Below are 19231 nucleotides of genomic sequence, written 5' to 3' on the forward strand. Positions count from 1 at the left end.
GACACACTAATTCACACTCGGAGAATTGAATGCGCTTTGGTTTTTTGACTTTATGTGTTCTCGCACTAGCGACAACTTCTGGACACGCCGCTCAGTCTGCCAAGATTCCAGCACTGGTGATGACCAGCCCAAATTCAGCTGAGGCCAACTACGAAGATAAATGCAGCAACGGTGGCAACCTTGACCAGTTTAATCGCGATAAGTTTCTTAAACTTATGCTTGCTGATAAAAAATCAAAGCTATCTCAACTGAAAGTAGCTCTCCTCAATGAAATTAAACAAAGCGGTGATGAGCCACGAGGCGAGGGTGTCCGTATTGGTGAATGGAATCAAACCTTCCATGACCGAAGTGGTTGTGGCACAAACACTAACAGTTACTCAGCATTTGTTGTCACCGTGACTGGTGGAAATGCAAACCATACGGTCGTGAAATACCTGGTAACAATTGATGACGACGATAACGCAGGCAAAAGAACCCTCAAGATCGGCGACATCCGTCCAATCAAACTACGAAATGATAATTGACCCAAGCCACTTCTTTTCGCTTCCTAGTTCCAAGTCTCTGAAATTTAGAAGCTTCAAAGTCTTGTTGTGCCCTGAGAAAACTCAGTACAGAATTTCATTAATTTATAGCGAATTCATGAAAGGCAATACCGTGCAATGCCAATGCGTTGGCTTGCATTGTTAATGCAATGGCCGCCTTGTTAATGCATCGGCTTGTATTGTTAATGCCATGGCCGCCTTGTTAATGCATCGGCTTGTATTGTTAATGCAATGGCCGCCTTGTTAATACGTCAGCTTGTATTGTTAATGCCATGGCCGCCTTGTTAATACATCGGCTTGTATTGTTAATACGTTCCCCTGAATTAAAAACGCTATGCTTTTACGCAAAACTGTACTAAGCATGAAGCTACAACTAGTGACACGATCAAAAGAGATCGTTTTTTTCTGTTGTCACTATGAAAATATTGGTGCTAAATGCCGGATCGAGCAGCCAAAAGAGTTGTCTGTATGAAATTCCAGATGAAATGCCTACCCAACCACCCCAACCTCTTTGGGAAGGGAAAATTAACTGGACTCAAGATCGGGGTGCGGCAGAAATTGAGGTGAAAACTGTTACGGGTGGAACGCTGCAAAAATCAATCTCTGGTGATTCTCCACAGGCGCACCTCACCTATATGCTGAATACACTCGATCGTGATGATACCAAGGTAATCGATCGCTTGTCAGAAATCGATGTGGTGGGGCATCGGATAGTACATGGTGGAGAGGATTATCGAGATAGTGTAGTAATTACGGAGGATGTCAAAAAGGTGATCGCCCATCTGTCTAATCTTGCTCCCGAACATAATCCAGTTGCCTTGGAAGGTATAGAAGCAATTGAAAAAATTTTAAAAGATGTCACTCAAGTAGCAGTATTTGATACCGGATTTCATGCCACTTTACCCGATGCAGCAGCAATTTATCCCGGCCCGTATCAGTGGGTAGAGCAAGGTATTCGTCGCTATGGATTTCATGGTATCAGTCACCAATACTGTTCTCAACGTGCTGTCCAAATTCTCGGTCGAGATGTTGCATCTGAGCGGTTAATTATCTGCCATCTGGGGAATGGATGCTCTTTAGCAGCGATAAAAAACGGTCGCAGTATTGATACTACTATGGGATTCACGCCCTTAGACGGATTAATGATGGGTAGCCGTTCTGGTTCAGTCGATCCGGGGATTTTGATTTATTTGTTGCGGCACTGCAATTACTCTATCGAAAAGTTGGATGAGTTATTAAATAAAGCTTCTGGGTTAAAGGGAATTTCCGGTGTATCTAGCGATCTGCGTGAAGTTAGAGAAGCGATTGCTGAAGATAATTCCCGCGCTCAATTGGCATGGGATATCTACGTACATCGCTTGCGTTCTGGTATCGGCGCAATGCTTGCTAGTTTGGGGGGATTAGATGCTTTAGTATTCACAGCAGGTGTGGGTGAACACTCTGCAGAAATTCGCCAAGCCGCCTGTGAAGCCTTTGGATTTATCGGACTGAAAATAGACCTTGAGAAAAATCAACAGCAGCCAGTGGATGAAGATATTGCCACACCTGACTCAACAGTGAGAATATTAGTCATACATACTCAAGAAGATTGGGCGATCGCCGGGCATTGTTGGCAAATATTGACAAAGTAAAAATCATCAAAAAGCCAACCCCTTTTAGAAGTTGGCTAAATTGCAGCAGATTTCAAGTTAGTGAAGTACAGTATTTAGGTCTTAAAGCTAGACAGAGAGATTATTCTAATTCTTTTAGCGCACCGGGGCGTAGCCAATTCTGAATTCTACTGTAACTTTCTTTGAAAGGAAACTCTTAAGAATCTGTAATCGCAAGCTGCGCTACAAAAGCATCTAATTCTTGGTCAATAGCATCTAATTTTCTGTTAAGTAATTGTAACTCTCTAATTGTTGCGTCAACGTCAGATTGTCCTTGTTGTTTTTCTTTTAGAATTGAATCAATCTGTTCTCGAAACTTTTGAATCTCTTGACCAAGACTCTCATCTATCGATTTTTGAATTTCAATTAGCTTTATTACTACCGCATCGGCTATTTTATCGCCTCGTTGGTCTGCTGAATCACGAATTGAAACTGCAAATCGTTTAGCAGCGTCTTCTTTAATCTTGTTATTTGTAGATTTTGCAGTTAACAATCCCTGAATGAGTCCACCACTAGCCATAGCTCCAAATATCAACAAAGGATTTGCAGCAGTTAGAGTAATTGCTGCCACACTAATTATTAGTTGAGGAATAATAGCTTTTGCCATCTCTTGATAGCCAAAAACAGCACCAACCCCGGCTAATCCAATATTTGCTCCTAACAAAAAGCCTCCACTCGCAGCCAGTACTCTTTCGATGACACTAACTTTTTTAATGTTAAGGTCATCTATGGAAACTATGCCACCTGCAACTTGAATCTTCAGGCTATCTAATTGATGTACAAATTCGTTGGCACGTTCATCTATCTCTTGGGTAAGACGTTCTAGACGGCTACTAACCAAAGGTTGTAATATTTCATTTTGCCAGACTAATAATTCATTTTCCATCTTGCTGGAAAGTTGGTTAGTCACATCCTTAATTAACTTTTCAATTTGCGACTTAGTTAACACCATTGATGTTTGGGTTTCCAACGTTTTCACCCATTCGCTCACAACTTTGTCAGCCAGACGGCGATAGAAACTAGAACCTTCAGCACTAATAGTCTGTTTGATATCTTCCAAAAAATTAGAGATACGTCGCACTATCTGTTCTCGCTGCATTTCCAAACGCCGTAGTGGCTCCTGAGCAGCTTCATATCGAGCTTCCAAGGTTTTTAAATCAGTTCTTAGCATCGCTTCCCGCTGAGGAATAACTCCTCGTGCTTCATAAATTGCTCTCTGGAGTTCTGCCGCAGTTCTGAGAATTTTGATGTTACCTTTTTCGTTGGCTAAGAATTTTTCTAGTTCTCTTTCAACCAAAGTTAAACCTGAAGCTTCAACTTGCCCCTTATCGCCTTTGAGTTTTCCTCCTAAAGCACCACGAGCATCGATAAAAAATATCCGTTTTTTATCACGTTTTGTTTTCGGAGCTAGTTTGTTAATTCCAAGTTGCTTAATGCTGTCTTTTTCTTCATCTTCAATCATATTGAAGCGATTGCAGATAAAGAAAATATCTTTATGTCCAGGAGGTATTAAAGTATTGTCAATCACATCCATTTCTGACTTAGAAGCCAGTGCTTCGCAGGAAAGTACAAAGAGTATTGCATCAACATTAGACAAATAGTCCATTGTTACTTTCTGGCGAGTATCATGTTCATTCAGTCCAGGAGAGTCAATAATTTCTACTCCATTGCGGCAAAGTTCTAGAGGCCAAAACAATTCAACTTTTTCGTAGGGATTGCTATTAATTTCACTTACATCATCTTTAATTACAACATACTCTTCAATTTCATTAATAGGAACTTCTTGAGGCTGAGACATAGGAGTATCTACCGACTTTGCAGGATGTAATAAAGCCCGACGGCTATCTCCCCATTTCACTTCATTAATGATTGCAGTACAAGGTCTAGCATACGCAGGTAAAACTTTCTCACCCAGCAAAGCATTGATAAAAGTACTCTTACCACGCTTAAATTCACCTAAAACTAATACCTTAAAGCTATTGGACTGCACTAGATATTCTAATTGTTTGAGTGACTTTTCTGATTCAGTCATGTTTAGCGAACTAATTAGCTTCAAGTGGCGTTGAATTAAACTCGCTAGCACATTTTGTTTCTCTTGAAACGCTTCATAGTTTTGGTATTTAACAGTTTGAACTACCATAAAAATTTCCTTGCAGATTTATTGGGTTTATGTACTTGAAAGAAATGTAATTTAGGGCAATAACAATCGTGAAATTTCTTTTTTCAAAGTAGAAGCTTGAGAGATTATTTCTGTCCAATGGTTTTCCGGTTGTTCTTGCTTACTATTGAAAGCAAGTTTATAGGCAGATTGCCAAGCAATTTTTTCCTCTTCCATTTCTTCACTCAATTGGTTATATAGTTGTTGAAAACGATTTGCTAAACGTTTAAAATACTCATCCATACAACGGTCAAGGCTATGTTCTAGCTCTTGATTAAGTAACTTTCGCTGCTCTTGCAATTTTTCCCTAATAACTCGCTCACCAACGACCCATACTGTTGTACTTACAGCTACTCCAATTGCTCCACCAAAAACACAGCCACAGATTGTAGCAGCACTACCTCCAAGGCGGGTGAGAAGTCGATATTTTTCGATTTCAGTCAGGGAAATAGCTTGTAAATCTAAATCGATTTTAACTATCTCTGAAGTATCAATATCTTCTGTATTTATCCGAGTTGAAAACTGTTTCGATACTTCATTTTGTAGCCACTCAAAATCTAGAGCCAAAGCTTTTAAAATATCGCTTTCTAATTGTCGGCTCAACCTGAAAAGCTCACGTCTTAATCTAAATGGTAAATCTTGCTCCCACCAAGTTTTAGGATCTTGGGTTCTTTTGAGTTCCAATGAAAGATTTTCTAATAACTCTGTTTTCGCTTCGAGAACTTTTTGGTGTAACGCCTTGGTACGGTATAAGCGTTTTTGATCCAAATTCAGGCGAATTCTTTCCCAGTCAGTTTGAGAGTTTTGGATTTCCTGATTGACCTTCATTAAAGCGCTCTCTTTCGCTGTTGCATCCATTGCAGTAGTAGAGATTGCTAATTCTCCAACTTTGATTAGATGTGAAAGATAATCTGTTATTTGACCTGCAATTTTACGGCTACGCCAGATCCGGCGATCGCCTTTTGCTACCATTGACTCAATCTCAGTTTTTATTGCTGCAAATACTTCAATTTCTGAATTCCGATCGCTGACAGGATATAGCGGTAAAACAGGAATTGTTGAGGAAATTTTTGCTATTCGCTTACGAATACTATTAAATACCTCTAACCTTTCCTCTTCAGCAATAGTATCAAGCTTGGAAACCGCAACCAAAATTCTAGGAATATGGCGACCCATTACTTCCTGTTCTAAAAAGGTTGCTTCTGTCATGCTGAAAGGTAATGTAGCACTGACAACTAAGACAGATGCATCACACTGGCTTAACAGATCGAGTGCAAGAGCCGCACGACGACCACTTAAGTCTCCTACTCCAGGTGTGTCAATTAATTCAACGTCAAGTGCTTGTAACCAGGGATTGGCTAATGTTAAACGGACTTGGCCAACCACCTCTTGTTCGCTACCATTGCGATCGATAGCTGTTAAATCTCTCCAAGATAGTGCTTCCATTGGACGAGTCTCCCATCCATCTTTGGAAGATTGAACTTCCATACGGTCTTCTGACCCTGCGACAATTGAGGTTAAGGTCGCTGTAGTTGGAAGATCGCCAACAGGTAAGATGTTTGCATCTAATAAGCGATTGACTAAAGAACTTTTGCCACGACTGAACTCACCCACAAACGCTAGACGGAAACCTGGCAATTCCCACCGTGAGTTTAGTACTTTTAACTCAGCAGTAATATCTTCACAATCAGATAAATTGGATAATAGCAAACACTCATCAAGCCAGAGGCGAATCCATTCACTCAAGTTATGAAAATCTTCTGAAGGTGCAGGTGATGGTCTTTGAGTTTCGATAATATTAGCATTTACTACAGATTTATAAACACTATCATCTGTCTTTTCTGCTTGAAAAAAATGATCGTTGACAGCTTCTACTACACCTGAAACAACAATCTGAATTGTCTCAACAACAGCGGTATTTATCGCTTCTGGAACACCATCAATAACAACTTCTTCCAATGAAGAACCTAAATAATTTGAATCTTCCTCACATCCTGATGCTTCACTATAATATTGAACTGAATATGAGGCAGGTTCTAAATTATCACTGTTTACTTCTATAAAATTCTCCTTTATATTAGTTTCCGCTTCAAAATGAAACCAATCATCAAAAGCATTGGAAAAAGACTTATCAATCATACAAATTTTCCTTTAGGATATTTACTTACTGCTCAAGTTATTAGATTTTTCTGTAACGCTCTCTGCGACTTAATATTTTGACTTCATTTTCATTGTTCTATACTAAAAAGAGAGAGGCTTTGATTTTTGCTCCCCTTCCCTATAAGGTAAGTAGGGGTTAGGTTTGAGAGAAAGTCGCAGATATCGTACTGTAATAACTTTTAATCTGGCAAATTTAACTCAGCTGTAGATATACTGGATATATGCAGTACAGCCGCGTCTGATTGAGCAATACTTAATGATTCAAGAGGATTAAAGATAATTTCGGATGCGATCGCAAAAACTTCGACTAATTTTTTGCTTTTCTCAAAAGATTTATTCATGGATTGTTTGCAGTCTAAGAGTTTGACTTTAGGTAAAATCCATGATATGAGTCTTGCTGTGATAACTATGAAAGTGGGCTAGATTGTAATCAAGAATACAAATTATATTTTCATCAATAAATTAGACATACTAAATTTAATCACAGGAAGCATTGTCATCTTTGACAAGGCAAGATTACAAGCCAAATGTTCAGCTTCATACTTTTTAATCACTTTCGGGAGAGAATATTCAAAGCTCAATTCTGAGTAAGGATTTTAGATTTTACTCTAGTGATAGTGAAAAAAAGAAAGTTAAAAGAATTTTATTTAATTTAAATTTCTTAATAAGGGACGCATAATCAATTTAACAACTCGCCCCCATGTAAAGCTTAAAATGTACTCTACAAGTTTTGGGACGATTAGTGAAAAAAGCGGTAAGAATAAGGCAGTAAGGTTACGAAAGCTAGTACTAGCAACAAAAACACTAGGGATGAAACAAATCAGCGTCCATATCAACCTATTTATAAATTTAGAATTTATGGAAGTACGACTTTGAAATTGATTAACAACTATATAGCGAGTAGTAGCAAATAATATAGTTAACCCTAACCAAGCAAATATTACTAGCATCCAATTTGCTGGATGGAGATTGTAAACTAGAAAACCAGCAGGAAAGAGAGAAGCTATCTCCCAAACTAGCAGATTTAATTTACTCCGCAGACAGCTTAGTATTTGCTCAATAAGCCAATAATGCACATAAACAATATTTAAACACTGAGAATTTTGGATAAAATCACTCCTAATTTTGTGAATTATGTCGCCATAAAATAAGATATTGCTTTGTAAAATAATATCTTGTTCTTTCCAAAAATATAAAGCTGATGTATCTTCTCTATAATAAGAATTAAAAGTAAGTCCATACTGTAATCTCGATTTATTTTGTAATGATTTGCTCCAAAATAATTTGATAAAATTTCCGATAAAAGTATTGTCAAATATTTTCAATTTATTTTTAGTAACTACTAATTTAGTGTATGGTGTAACGTTCTTATTCAAGCAAATCTTATCGCTAAAACAATTGTAGTACCAAAGATAAGCTAGTAACTTTGGAGGAATGTATAAAGAGCAGCCTATTTCTCGCGCTTCCGCAATTTGTTTTAAAATGGTCTTATTTAGATAAAAAGTATACTGTCCTGGTTCAACCTTAATTTTAAGTTCAATAGGAGTGCCTTGAGGTATTTGTACAAAGAAAGAGAATTGAACATCAACTTGATTATCTGTGTGTGTTTGTTCGGCGTTCATTGTCGGGATAATTTTGCGATATTTTGTATAATACCAATCAGAAAATCTAATGTTCCACGCCACTGTTTCTCTCCAGCAACTACCCCTTCATTATGTATTTTTAGAATTAAATCTCTATCTCCTTCAGATAATTGAAATAGCTTTTTATGATAACGACTAATAATATCTCCATCTAACTGCATAACAGTTTGAGCATAAATAATATCAATATCTACGCTAGTAATGTTGCCACTATTAAGTGCCGCTTTTAGTTCAGACATTTTTCGCAAAGTACGAATAAATTTATCATTATTTAAAAGTTCTTCAATCTCTTTCCACCTTTGCTGCAAACTTTTTAGATTATTTTCTTCTCGATCTGCAACAGGAGTGGGAGCAGGCAATATTGGTCGAGCTAACTTTATGTATACCTCGTCAGTTGGAAGAATATTCGCTTTATGTTCCACTTGATATTTAAGACGCTCTTGATATTGGATTATTCTGGAGTCTGGCTCACTACTCTCATTGCTTTTTTCCAGGAGAATGTAAAAATATTCTCTTTCAAGTTGCGAAAATAGACTTGTATAACGCTTGCGTAATTCTTGAGCTTGAGTTTTTTCTGGTTCTGCTAAATCGTCTGGATTTGGAATTCCTTTGACATCAAAGTAGTCTTTGTCATTTATTGAATAAATCTCTTCATACGCTTGCCAAGCATTAAACTTTGCGCCAGTAATTTGCTCCACAACCATTGTATTTATTTCTAAAGCTGTAATATCGTCAACTAATTCATGTACAGATGAGACTACTTTCTCTAGCAAATCTTTGGCTTGTTCTTGAATTTTGTTAGGCATAGTCATAATTTCCTTGATTTATCTAAAGCAAATTAACCTACAGGTTAAGATAAGCTTATATCCTGTAGGTATTTTTGGGTTAATATTAATTAATATAATAAATATTAACTACTGGGGACGAGATAGCGATTGTTGTGAAGTTTTACGAGATTTCATAATTTCGATAAAAAATCCATACAACTTATGCAAACTTTCTATATTTTTTTGCATAATCTCGCGACTTTCTTTGATTTGAGTTAGATGAAATTCGCGAAGTTCTGTATATGGCCCACTGCCAACAAATTGACTACCAACTTCATTAGTTATATCACCATCAATTAGATTGATTATAGTGTGCATTCGATTACCTGTTTGAGGAATTTGCTGCCCTTGTAGTTCTTCTAAGTGAGTAGATGATTCTGGAACCCAAGTGGTAATTTCTAGCTCGATAACTTCAACTATTGCTGTTTGAATAGTATCAATAATTTCATCAATATTGAATCCTTCTCCCTTACTATTCAGTTTCTTAACTTTGATTTTAAATTCACTACTTGGTTTGCTATATTGACTATTATTATCCCAATTTTCTATGGTTTGACCATTAGTTTCTGTGTTTTCATTAAGAGTATTATTCACCATGATGTTTTAGAGGTTAAAGACAGATGTAAATATAAACAAGATACAACTATAGGTGATGTCAAAAGTTTTCAGGCTTTTACTAAAAAAAAGTAATTAAAGTCAAAACAACTTAATATTCAAGAAATTTTTACTAAAAAAATTATGATTTCTTAAAGCCAAATTTATCTTAAAAAAAGAATAATACCATTTTAGATTTTGGAAGAACTGCGTTGCAGCGAATCCAGCACTACCGTAGGATTTCCCTATTATCCTAAGTAGCGTGATTCTGAAATAATTATTTAATTAATTAGCTTTTGGGCGTTTCGTTCCAATCAGTATAAATTAAATATTGCTTTTATACAAAGAATGCCTAAGTATTTTTCAAGGCAAAGATAAATTTAAGGTATTAATAAGCACAAAGTAATAAGATTAATTTATTTGAGTCAACTTTTTTATCTTACCTAGCAAAGCTTAGACGCACAAGTAGACCTGACTTTTCTTATAGCACTATGTATACAATGATATGACTGCGATCGCAAAGCAAAGGAAAATATGTTGTTATTTCGTCAAGCTTTTGCTACACCTTTTGTAATTTCTATGTGTATTTTAGGAGTTGGCTTGATTCAATTCCCCCAATTGCAAAAACTAATAAATAGAAAACAATCTGCCTCTATAGAAAGTTTAAAACAAGAAATAAAATCTGAAAATATTCGTCTAAAATTTCTCAAAAAAACACCTAGTTTTAGTTATGATAACTTCATCGCAGATTTGGTGTATCTCAATTTTCTTCAATATTTTGGAGATGATGAAATTCGGGATAAAACAGGTTACAGTTTAAGTCCAGAATATTTTGAAGTTATTTTAGAACGTGACCCGCGATTTTTAGCAGCCTATCACAGTCTTTCGATCAGTACTTCATTATATGCTGGTATGCCAGAACGTGCGATCGCAATATCAGAGAAAGGCTTAAAATCAATATCTCCCTCAGTTCCCAAAAAGTCTTATTATATATGGCGTTATAAAGGAGTTGATGAGTTATTATTTTTAGGCAACGCGAAAGCTGCTCAACAGTCTTTTGCAACGGCGGCAAATTGGGCAAGTAAATTTTCAGATCCAGAGAGTCAACTTATAGCTAATACTTCCCAAAGAACTGCGGAATTCCTGAGCCGAAATCCTAACAGTAAATATGCTCAAATTTCTACATGGTCAATGGTTTTAAATAATCATGCTGATGAAAGAACTCAGAAACGCGCCATTAGAGAAATCGAAGCTTTGGGAGGAAAAATAGTTACGACTCCTGAAGGCACGAATAAAATTATATTTCCACCTAAAGATTAAATTATTGCAAATGTAATTGAAGATTATATTGACTCAATTAGTTTCAAGTTTATCATACATGATTGAGTAAGGTGATACTGATGTTAATACAATTGGCAGAATCTAACTCTCAAATATTAAAGTGTTTTCCTGTTATTTCTCAGTTGCGCCCTCACCTGGAGCAGGATAATTTTGTAGAACAAGTTCGATATCAAATGAAAGAAGGATATCAACTTGCATTCTTGGAAGTAGAAAAGCAAGCTGTAGCAGTGGCTGGATTTCGTATTTCTAATTGTTTAGCATTGGGAAAATTTTTATATATTGATGATTTAGTTGTTGATGAGTTGAAGCGGTCACACCGCTATGGTCAACAATTATTTCAGTGGCTAATTGAATATGCCAGAAATCATGAGTGTAAACACCTGAGTCTGGATTCTGGCGTTCAGCGATTTGCAGCCCACAGATTTTATCTCATGCAGCGTATGAGCATTACAAGTCATCATTTCTCAATGGAGTTGTAGCAACAAGCAATTTGGTTGTGACAAATAATATTTTTTGGTATGAAGGCAAATTAATTCACTCTCAAACCCTAGAATTAAACATTAACGATCCGGGTTTACTTTATGGGGCAACTGTTTTTACAACATTGCGGGTTTATGAGAACTCCCTAGATAGTAATTTAACTAATTGGCAAGCACATTGCGATCGCTTACTCTTCTCAATACAATCTTTTGGTTGGCAGCAACCCAATTGGAACCGTCTGCGTCAAGGCGCTCAAATTCTTCTGGCACACTTTCCTGTTCTCAGAATTACCCTCTTTCCCGATGGACGGGAATGGATAATTGGTAGATTCTTACCACAAAATTTGACAGAAAAACAAAAAACTGGTGTTTCGTGTGCAGTTGCGAGTCCGGAATTTTCTCGCTCTCTCCCCTCTCATAAAACTGGAAATTATTTGAGTGCTTGGTTAGCAAAAACTAGCTCAGATGCTCAAGAAGCAATATTAGTCGATGCTCAAGGAAATTGGCTAGAAACCACTACAGGCAACCTTTGGGGATGGTGCGATCGCACTTGGTACACGCCACCAATAAAGGCCGGAATTTTACCGGGAATTGGGCGATCGCAACTTGTAAACTGGTTGCAAAACCACCACCAGCCAGTGCGAGAAGAAACTTGGAGCGTCGAGTTAGTCCAGAAATTTGAAGCGATCGCCTACACTAATAGTGTGGTCGAAATTATTCCCATTCATACAGTTCATCTGCCTTCAGGGTCGCTAGAATGTAATCCCTACCATCATAGTTTTCAGCTAATAAGGGAGCTTTTTTTAGCATGACAACCACGCCAAATTTGTTATATCTTAAGATAAGTTAACATAATTCTTAATAATCACCTTTTTGAGCAGAGAAGCTAGGCGATTGCGCGAAAAATACCGGAGGATAGACCTTAGTGAATAAAAGATGGAGAAATGCAGGGCTGTACGCGCTGCTGTTTATTGTCGTAATTGCGTTGGGAACAGCATTTTTTGACAAACAACCCCAAAGCAGAGAGACATGGCGATACAGTCGCTTTATTCAAGAAGTTCAGCAAGGCAGAGTAGAAAAAGTCAGTTTGAGTGCAGACCGCTCTACAGCACTGGTTACACCCAAGTATGACCCAGCTAAACGGATTGTTACCTTAGTTAACGATCCAGACTTGATTAATACTCTGACTTCTAAAGGCGTTGATATTTCTGTTTTGCCCCAAACCGACGAAGGATTTTGGTTTAAGGCACTGAGCAGCTTATTTTTCCCTGTATTGCTTTTGGTTGGCTTATTCTTCTTACTACGTCGCGCTCAAAGTGGCCCGGGTAGCCAAGCGATGAACTTTGGCAAATCCAAAGCCAGAGTGCAAATGGAACCTCAAACTCAGGTGACATTTGGCGATGTCGCTGGTATTGACCAAGCCAAGTTGGAATTAAACGAAGTCGTAGACTTTTTGAAAAACGCCGATCGCTTTACTGCTGTTGGTGCAAAAATTCCTAAAGGTGTACTGTTAGTTGGCCCTCCTGGTACAGGTAAAACCCTCCTAGCTCGTGCCGTAGCTGGTGAAGCAGGTGTACCCTTCTTCTCAATCTCCGGTTCAGAATTTGTGGAAATGTTCGTCGGTGTGGGTGCATCCCGCGTCCGCGATTTATTTGAACAAGCTAAGACCAATGCTCCTTGTATCGTCTTCATCGATGAAATTGACGCCGTAGGTCGTCAACGGGGTGCAGGTTTAGGTGGTGGTAACGATGAGCGGGAACAAACCCTCAACCAGTTGCTCACAGAAATGGACGGCTTTGAAGGTAATACTGGCATCATCATCATTGCCGCTACCAACCGTCCTGATGTCCTAGATGCAGCCCTGTTGCGTCCTGGTCGCTTTGACCGTCAAGTTGTGGTAGACCGTCCCGACTACGCCGGACGCAGCGAAATCCTCAAGGTACACGCTCGTGGCAAGACTTTGGCGAAAGATGTGGATTTGGATAAAATTGCCCGTCGTACCCCTGGATTTACTGGCGCAGATTTATCCAACCTGTTGAATGAAGCCGCAATTCTGGCAGCACGCCGGAATTTGACTGAAATTTCAATGGATGAAATCAACGACGCGATCGACCGCGTATTAGCTGGGCCAGAGAAAAAAGACCGGGTAATGAGCGAAAAGCGCAAAACCTTGGTGGCTTATCACGAAGCTGGTCACGCTTTAGTTGGTGCTTTGATGCCAGACTATGACCCAGTACAAAAAATTAGCATTATCCCTCGTGGTCGCGCAGGTGGTTTAACTTGGTTTACCCCCAGTGAAGACCGGATGGACACTGGTTTATACAGCCGCGCTTATTTGGAAAATCAGATGGCTGTAGCTTTGGGTGGTCGGATTGCTGAAGAATTAATCTTTGGTGAAGAAGAAGTGACCACGGGTGCTTCTAATGACTTGCAGCAAGTAGCACGGGTTGCGCGTCAAATGATTACTCGATTTGGGATGAGCGATCGCTTAGGCCCTGTTGCTCTTGGTCGTCAACAAGGTAATATGTTCCTCGGACGCGATATCATGTCAGAGCGCGATTTTTCTGAAGAAACGGCTGCTGCTATTGATGAAGAAGTTCGTAAACTTGTAGATGTAGCCTATACACGCGCCAAAGAAGTGTTAGTGGGCAACCGTCACATTCTAGATCAGCTAGCGCAAATGTTGGTTGATAAAGAAACAGTAGACGCTGAAGAGTTGCAAGAAATTCTGTCGAACAACGATGTGACAACCGCAGCGTTTGCTTAATTTAATAAGTAGTTAGGAGTAGAGACGCGATGAATCGCGTCTTTACAAAAGTTAGGAGTTAATAACAATCCGTAACTTTTAAAAATTGGGTAATTCTGGGATTTTCCAGAGTTACCCCAATTTTTTTTAATTCATTGGCAAAAGCCCGGTCATGAAGACCGGGCTTTTAATCCGTAATGGGGTTATATTCCCCGAAGGTTCGTTATAGAGTTTCAGTATAAATCGCTAATCTGATGATAAAGACTACCACACGAGCATAATCAGTTCCGGAAAATTAGAAAAATTTTTTTTAGATACACCAAAATCAAATTACTAACGCCGGAAGAACGTGTCCAAATGTTGGCACAGAAGTTACGCGAACTTGGTATCGATCCTGATTCTCTCCCGTAATCACTCGAAATCAGGGTAACTCGGAGATTTTACGAATTACCTTGATTGCGATCGATCCAAAAAGAATTTATGCATTCTGTCGTACACCCCTCATGGCATCAAATAGATAACTTTCTAAATCTCGATCGGACTAGCATCACGAGTGACTGGATACTAATCAGTTGGTTTTACGCTCTGGATGTCGGTTTCAAAAATAGCCACGCCACAAAGAATGTAGCCGCCGTAAATAGTTGCGTTAAATCCAAAGCAGATAGATAGCCATCTGCAAATGAAGCAATGCTGCGATCGGTAATGCCAAATACCCAGGATGACAGGCCAAATAACCAAATCCCATTCTTGAGATTTCCGACGAATTCTTTAGAGTCCGATCGTTTTTGATCTTTCATAATCTTCTGTTCCGTTGGTGAACAATCTAGTGATTGATGCTCAATACCTGCCATTAGGAATTTTTTCCGATTCCTGACGCTGAATTTACATTTACTATCTATTAATAATATTAATAAATATTTCACCTACTTGACATCCCTACCTAAAGGTACATCTCATAATGATGACATTCCTCTTTTGGTTCTGTTACCTCCGATAGACGGCAATACGTTGAGTTCTCAGCTTTACAGCGTCAGGTTTGAATACTGAAATCACATGATTTTTAAATAACCATATAAATATTTATTTATGCTTCGCATAAAATACCTCATAGGATAGATGCGTTTCCAAAATCTCTTTATATTTCAATTGTGTAGAGACTTCGTAGGGGCGCACAGCTAGCTATGCGCCCCCACAAAGAAATGAAATACTTATTTTGGAGTAGATTAATTCCTTACTCTTGACTCAGCACTCAGCACTCAGCACTCTTCATCTCACCAACTGCGCGGCGGAATTAAAAAATTGACGACACAACCCCTTCGTGACTAAAACTGTTGTCAACAAGTTAGCAAAAGCAACCATAAACATAATCAAAATTTCGTAGGAGACAGCATCTAGAGGTTTGACACCAGCTAATAACTGTCCGGTGGTAATTCCTGGTATTGCGACCATACCTATGAGTATCATTTGATTAAGAGTAGGAATCAATCCGGCTTTGATGGCGTCTTTGCGATACTGGCTAACAGCTTGCTCTGGAGTTGCACCTAAGCTTAAATGGGTTTCTATTTCGAGATGGCTGGAATTAATGGTGCTGACAAGGCGATCGCCTGCGATCGCAGCTGCATTGGTAGCATTTCCTAAGACTATCCCTGCTAGGGGAATTATATACTGTGGTTCGTACCATCTCTCTGGTTGAACGATTAACAAGTTGATGTAAAACACTGTCACGGCGGTACTAATTAAAATTGCACCCCACACCAAAGGCAACAGATGAGGAATTTTTGGAGTAATGCGATTTCGTGCGACAATCGCCGTAATTGTCAGCATTATTGCTAATAGCGCCAAAACTGCCCAAGGATTGTCTAAAGCCAAGATGAAATCTAAAATGTATCCCAATACAAGAAGTTGTAAGATGGTTCTCCCAGTAGCAAGGGCTAGGTTCAACTCTAATCCTAATTTTTCCCAGGCAGATAAACCAATGGCGATCGCCATCAATCCCACACCAATAGCTAAATCCACGAAATCCAGCTCGATCAGATCCTGCATAGGTTCTCTATCTCCTGGTATTTTCTGCTCAAAGCAGCCCACACAAGAGGAACTTTGACCTGATGTGTTGGATCTTGGTTGATATATATCACTTTCATCAATTCAAAATGGTACGACCCCTTAACATGGCAAACACCTAGTATGCCTACATCTGTAAATTAAATGTGCGGTGGTTTCCTGTACCACAATTTAAGTAAAAACCCTAATAGATGCGTATCTTGGGCGATAGTCTTTTAGTAGCTCCTCTTTGATTAACAATTCAATCAGCAAAAATTGACTGTTGAAGTGCATCCTTTGTATCTCCCGATAAAATGAGAACTCATGATCCAAAGTGTAAATCCCATCCCTGTCTTTGATATCAAGCAGCAATATACCACCATCGAAGCAGAAATAAGTGCAGCCGTCTTAGAGGTTTTAGCTTCTGGCCGCTATATCGGCGGCCCCTTAGTCGAAGGCTTTGAACAACAGTTTGCCGTTTATAATACTGTTACTGAATGTGTGGCTTGTAATTCTGGTACTGATGCGCTCTACTTAGCGTTACGAGTTTTGGACATTGGTGCAGGCGATGAAGTTATTACAACGCCTTTTACCTTTATTGCAACATCTGAAGTGATTAGCGCCGTTGGCGCAAAGCCTGTTTTCGTTGATATTGACGCGACTACGTTTAATTTAGATGTAGAGCAAGTCGCAGCGGCGATTACACCCAGAACTAAAGCGATTATCCCGGTTCACCTCTTTGGACAACCCGTGGATATGACATCATTAATGGCGATCGCTCAGTCTCACAATTTGTCCATAATTGAAGATTGTGCTCAGTCTACAGGCGCGATTTGGGCCGGTGAAAAAGTCGGAAGTATTGGACATATTGGTTGCTTTAGTTTCTACCCTACCAAAAATCTTGGTGGTTGCGGCGATGGTGGAGCAATAACCACTAACGACCCTGCGATCGCCACTAAACTGCGAATATTACGAGATCATGGCAGCAGAATTAGATATTTACATGAAGAAATTGGTGTAAATAGCCGCTTGGATGCTCTCCAAGCAGCCATTTTACAGATTAAGCTACGTTATTTAGATATTTGGAACGATCGCCGACGAGATATTGCCAACTATTACTATCAGTTCCTTAGTCAAGTTCCGGGGATTGTCCCGCCCCAAGAATTACCTGAAGGTATTGGGGTATGGAATCAATATACTATTCGCATATCAGGCGAAGGGCGCAATGGTTCTAGCGCCAAATATCGAGATTGGGTGCGTAGTCAATTGCAAGAACAGGGCGTCAGTTCAATGATTTACTATCCCCACCCTTTACATTTGCAGCCAGTTTATCAAAGTCTGGGCTATCAAATTGGGGACTTACCAATAGCAGAGCAAGTTTGCCATGAGGTCATATCCTTACCTATGTTCCCAGAACTGACACAACAGCAGCAAGACCAGGTGATTTATGCGTTGAAAGATTGTTTGGGGTGAGGGAGGCAGAGGGGCAGAGGAAAATAATTAATAACCAATGCCCCATGCCCAATGCCCAATGCCCTACTTCTCAGTCAGCACTCTTGCAGTCGCTAAAGCTTCTACTAAGCCGCGCACAGCGGCAATCATGGCGACTTCGCTATTAAGTTGGTTGATGGCGGAACCAACACCAACACCAGCAGCACCAGCTGCGATCGCTAATGGTGCGGTAACGTTAGAAATGCCTGAAGCACACAATACTGGCACTGAAACTACACGGGAAATCTCAAAAGCTGCTGCCAAGGTGGGAGCAGCTTTTTCAATTAATCCTAGAGTTCCGGGGTGAACTGGGTTACTGCTAGTACCGCCTTCGGTTTGGATAATGTCCGCTCCAGCTTTCACCAGTTCTTCTGCTAGCTGTACTTGTCGATCTAGTTCCAGGATGTGGGGAACGGTGACAGATAGGGTGATTTCCGGCAGGAGAGCGCGGGTTTGCTTAGTCAGCGCTAGCACTTCTGGAGCTTCAAAACGGCGTCCTTGAGCATAAAAGGAATCGAAATTCCCGATTTCAATTAAATCAGCACCAGCTGCTACAGCTTGCACAAATTTCTCTGGCTCTACTGCTGATACACAAATTGGTAAATTTGTCAAACTTTTGGCTAGCTGGACTAAAGCTGGATCGGCAGCAATATCGACAAAAGTAGCACCGCCTAACTCAGCAGCTTTGACAGTAGCAGCGACGCTAGCGGCGTCGAAGTTATTTAAACCGCTAATCACTTTAAGAACGCGGCGGTTAGTAAATGCACGTTGGAGTGTGGAATGCATCGTCATAGTTTGGCTTTTGAAGCTACGAAAATTAGGTATATTCTACCGTCCCTCAGTTGATCGGGGACTAAATCACTATGGTAGTTGCCAAATATTGATAATTTTATCCTTACCACGGATCAAAGTTTTGCCATCTGTACTGAAAGCGATCGCATAAACTTCTAGTTCCATCCATCTGCGTCTGTAGGGTCTTTTCTCGCTATCCTAGTCAAACTCTAGAGGCCACAAATCTGCAATTGGTACTTCCCATCCTGGGAGCAGTTCGGGAACTGTTAAAATATCGCCATCACGAAGTATTATTGCCTCTTGTCCAAAGTTGTAAACTTCAACAATCCGCTCATCTGGATTGAGCAAAATTCCTACCTTAGTTCCCAAACTCAGAAATTCTTGAATTTTGGCTCTCAAATCCTCTAAATTATCGCTAGGGGACTTCACCTCTACAGTCAAATCGGGAGCCAATTGAGCAAAAGACTTCGGACTACGACGCAAGCGTTCGGCTAAAACAAATGAGGCGTCCGGCGCGCGCAAATCGGAATTAGGCAATCTGAAACCGGCGCTAGAAGCTGCTGTTCGCCCCAGTTTGCGCGGTCTAACCCAGTTATGTAACTGGGCAATCATTGCCGCTGCGACTTCATCTGATTCGTATCCTGATGGACTCATAACAATAATATTACCCTTAACCAGTTCCATACGAAAGTCAGGGTGCTGTTGCTGCATTTGTTCCAAGTCTTCAAGCGTTAGGGACATAAAACCTCTAATTACACGCCTTGTTTCT

At 39.6% G+C, this 19231-nt stretch carries 17 protein-coding genes; 7 read left to right on the forward strand and 10 right to left on the reverse strand.

Annotated features, from left to right (window positions below; all coding sequences use genetic code 11):
- Positions 1-44: 44 nt before the first annotated feature.
- Entirely contained in the window at positions 45-524 is a 480-nt protein-coding gene (locus NSTCB13_RS32425; protein WP_448275147.1) for a hypothetical protein, read from the forward strand.
- A 434-nt stretch (positions 525-958) separates the two neighbouring features.
- Positions 959-2173 carry an acetate kinase gene (locus NSTCB13_RS32430; RefSeq protein WP_448275149.1) on the forward strand — a complete coding sequence of 405 codons (1215 nt, stop codon included), beginning with the start codon at positions 959-961 and terminating at the stop codon, positions 2171-2173.
- A 175-nt stretch (positions 2174-2348) separates the two neighbouring features.
- Here the strand turns inward: NSTCB13_RS32430 and NSTCB13_RS32435 are convergent, their stop codons facing one another.
- The 6 genes from NSTCB13_RS32435 to NSTCB13_RS32460 form a co-directional block, all read right to left on the reverse strand.
- Positions 2349-4331, reverse strand: a complete 1983-nt coding sequence (locus NSTCB13_RS32435) for a dynamin family protein (RefSeq protein WP_448275150.1) — start codon at positions 4329-4331, stop codon at positions 2349-2351.
- A gap of 51 nt (positions 4332-4382) precedes the next feature.
- Positions 4383-6488 carry a dynamin family protein gene (locus NSTCB13_RS32440; protein ID WP_448275152.1) on the reverse strand — a complete coding sequence of 702 codons (2106 nt, stop codon included), beginning with the start codon at positions 6486-6488 and terminating at the stop codon, positions 4383-4385.
- Positions 6489-6688: 200 nt separating this feature from the next.
- A complete protein-coding gene (locus NSTCB13_RS32445; RefSeq protein WP_448275153.1) occupies positions 6689-6850 on the reverse strand; it encodes a hypothetical protein in 162 nt (53 codons plus the stop codon).
- Between the two features lie 306 nt (positions 6851-7156).
- Positions 7157-8131 carry a hypothetical protein gene (locus NSTCB13_RS32450; protein ID WP_448275155.1) on the reverse strand — a complete coding sequence of 325 codons (975 nt, stop codon included), beginning with the start codon at positions 8129-8131 and terminating at the stop codon, positions 7157-7159.
- Positions 8128-8958, reverse strand: coding sequence for a hypothetical protein (locus NSTCB13_RS32455; protein ID WP_448275157.1), 831 nt, complete (start codon positions 8956-8958; stop codon positions 8128-8130). Before NSTCB13_RS32455 ends, NSTCB13_RS32450 begins: the two co-directional genes overlap by 4 nt.
- A 108-nt stretch (positions 8959-9066) precedes the next feature.
- Entirely contained in the window at positions 9067-9576 is a 510-nt protein-coding gene (locus tag NSTCB13_RS32460) for a hypothetical protein (protein WP_448267071.1), read from the reverse strand.
- Positions 9577-10107: 531 nt separating this feature from the next.
- Here NSTCB13_RS32460 and NSTCB13_RS32465 point away from each other — a divergent pair.
- The 4 genes from NSTCB13_RS32465 to ftsH3 all read left to right on the forward strand — a co-directional run bounded on the left by NSTCB13_RS32465 (position 10108) and on the right by ftsH3 (position 14160).
- A complete protein-coding gene (locus tag NSTCB13_RS32465) occupies positions 10108-10893 on the forward strand; it encodes a hypothetical protein (RefSeq protein WP_448275158.1) in 786 nt (261 codons plus the stop codon).
- A gap of 80 nt (positions 10894-10973) precedes the next feature.
- Positions 10974-11393: a GNAT family N-acetyltransferase gene (locus tag NSTCB13_RS32470; protein WP_448275160.1), complete on the forward strand. Its 420-nt coding sequence runs from the start codon at positions 10974-10976 to the stop codon at positions 11391-11393.
- 17 nt (positions 11394-11410) lie between these two features.
- Positions 11411-12205, forward strand: coding sequence for an aminotransferase class IV (locus NSTCB13_RS32475; RefSeq protein WP_448275161.1), 795 nt, complete (start codon positions 11411-11413; stop codon positions 12203-12205).
- A gap of 113 nt (positions 12206-12318) precedes the next feature.
- Positions 12319-14160, forward strand: coding sequence for an ATP-dependent zinc metalloprotease FtsH3 (gene ftsH3 / locus NSTCB13_RS32480; RefSeq protein WP_322659564.1), 1842 nt, complete (start codon positions 12319-12321; stop codon positions 14158-14160).
- Between the two features lie 557 nt (positions 14161-14717).
- On the opposite strand, the gene NSTCB13_RS32485 is transcribed toward ftsH3, so the two are convergent.
- On the reverse strand, positions 14718-14936 hold the full coding sequence (locus NSTCB13_RS32485) for a hypothetical protein (protein ID WP_448267068.1): 219 nt from the start codon (positions 14934-14936) through the stop codon (positions 14718-14720).
- Positions 14937-15405: 469 nt separating this feature from the next.
- Positions 15406-16182 carry an ABC transporter permease gene (locus NSTCB13_RS32490; RefSeq protein ID WP_448267067.1) on the reverse strand — a complete coding sequence of 259 codons (777 nt, stop codon included), beginning with the start codon at positions 16180-16182 and terminating at the stop codon, positions 15406-15408.
- 321 nt (positions 16183-16503) lie between these two features.
- Between NSTCB13_RS32490 and NSTCB13_RS32495 the strand changes: the two genes are divergently transcribed.
- Positions 16504-17652 (forward strand): DegT/DnrJ/EryC1/StrS family aminotransferase, encoded by a 1149-nt coding sequence (locus NSTCB13_RS32495; RefSeq protein ID WP_448275162.1) that lies wholly within the window; start codon positions 16504-16506, stop codon positions 17650-17652.
- 63 nt (positions 17653-17715) lie between these two features.
- Here the strand turns inward: NSTCB13_RS32495 and NSTCB13_RS32500 are convergent, their stop codons facing one another.
- Both NSTCB13_RS32500 and NSTCB13_RS32505 read right to left on the reverse strand, forming a co-directional pair.
- Positions 17716-18462: a DUF561 domain-containing protein gene (locus tag NSTCB13_RS32500; RefSeq protein WP_448275164.1), complete on the reverse strand. Its 747-nt coding sequence runs from the start codon at positions 18460-18462 to the stop codon at positions 17716-17718.
- A 198-nt stretch (positions 18463-18660) separates the two neighbouring features.
- Complete coding sequence (locus NSTCB13_RS32505) at positions 18661-19203, reverse strand: Uma2 family endonuclease (RefSeq protein WP_448275166.1); 543 nt, start codon at positions 19201-19203, stop codon at positions 18661-18663.
- Between the last annotated feature and the right edge of the window lie 28 nt (positions 19204-19231).

The sequence above is a fragment of the Nostoc sp. DSM 114160 genome, assembly GCF_053470305.1.

Coding starts and splice junctions, on each gene's coding strand:
- NSTCB13_RS32430 (WP_448275149.1), top strand. CDS start 959: ATGAAAATATTGGTGCTAAATGCCGGATCGAGCAGCCAAAAGAGTTGT.
- NSTCB13_RS32435 (WP_448275150.1), bottom strand. CDS start 4,331: ATGGTAGTTCAAACTGTTAAATACCAAAACTATGAAGCGTTTCAAGAG.
- NSTCB13_RS32440 (WP_448275152.1), bottom strand. CDS start 6,488: ATGATTGATAAGTCTTTTTCCAATGCTTTTGATGATTGGTTTCATTTT.
- NSTCB13_RS32445 (WP_448275153.1), bottom strand. CDS start 6,850: ATGAATAAATCTTTTGAGAAAAGCAAAAAATTAGTCGAAGTTTTTGCG.
- NSTCB13_RS32450 (WP_448275155.1), bottom strand. CDS start 8,131: ATGAACGCCGAACAAACACACACAGATAATCAAGTTGATGTTCAATTC.
- NSTCB13_RS32455 (WP_448275157.1), bottom strand. CDS start 8,958: ATGCCTAACAAAATTCAAGAACAAGCCAAAGATTTGCTAGAGAAAGTA.
- NSTCB13_RS32460 (WP_448267071.1), bottom strand. CDS start 9,576: ATGGTGAATAATACTCTTAATGAAAACACAGAAACTAATGGTCAAACC.
- NSTCB13_RS32465 (WP_448275158.1), top strand. CDS start 10,108: ATGTTGTTATTTCGTCAAGCTTTTGCTACACCTTTTGTAATTTCTATG.
- NSTCB13_RS32470 (WP_448275160.1), top strand. CDS start 10,974: ATGTTAATACAATTGGCAGAATCTAACTCTCAAATATTAAAGTGTTTT.
- NSTCB13_RS32485 (WP_448267068.1), bottom strand. CDS start 14,936: ATGAAAGATCAAAAACGATCGGACTCTAAAGAATTCGTCGGAAATCTC.
- NSTCB13_RS32490 (WP_448267067.1), bottom strand. CDS start 16,182: ATGCAGGATCTGATCGAGCTGGATTTCGTGGATTTAGCTATTGGTGTG.
- NSTCB13_RS32495 (WP_448275162.1), top strand. CDS start 16,504: ATGATCCAAAGTGTAAATCCCATCCCTGTCTTTGATATCAAGCAGCAA.
- NSTCB13_RS32500 (WP_448275164.1), bottom strand. CDS start 18,462: ATGACGATGCATTCCACACTCCAACGTGCATTTACTAACCGCCGCGTT.
- NSTCB13_RS32505 (WP_448275166.1), bottom strand. CDS start 19,203: ATGTCCCTAACGCTTGAAGACTTGGAACAAATGCAGCAACAGCACCCT.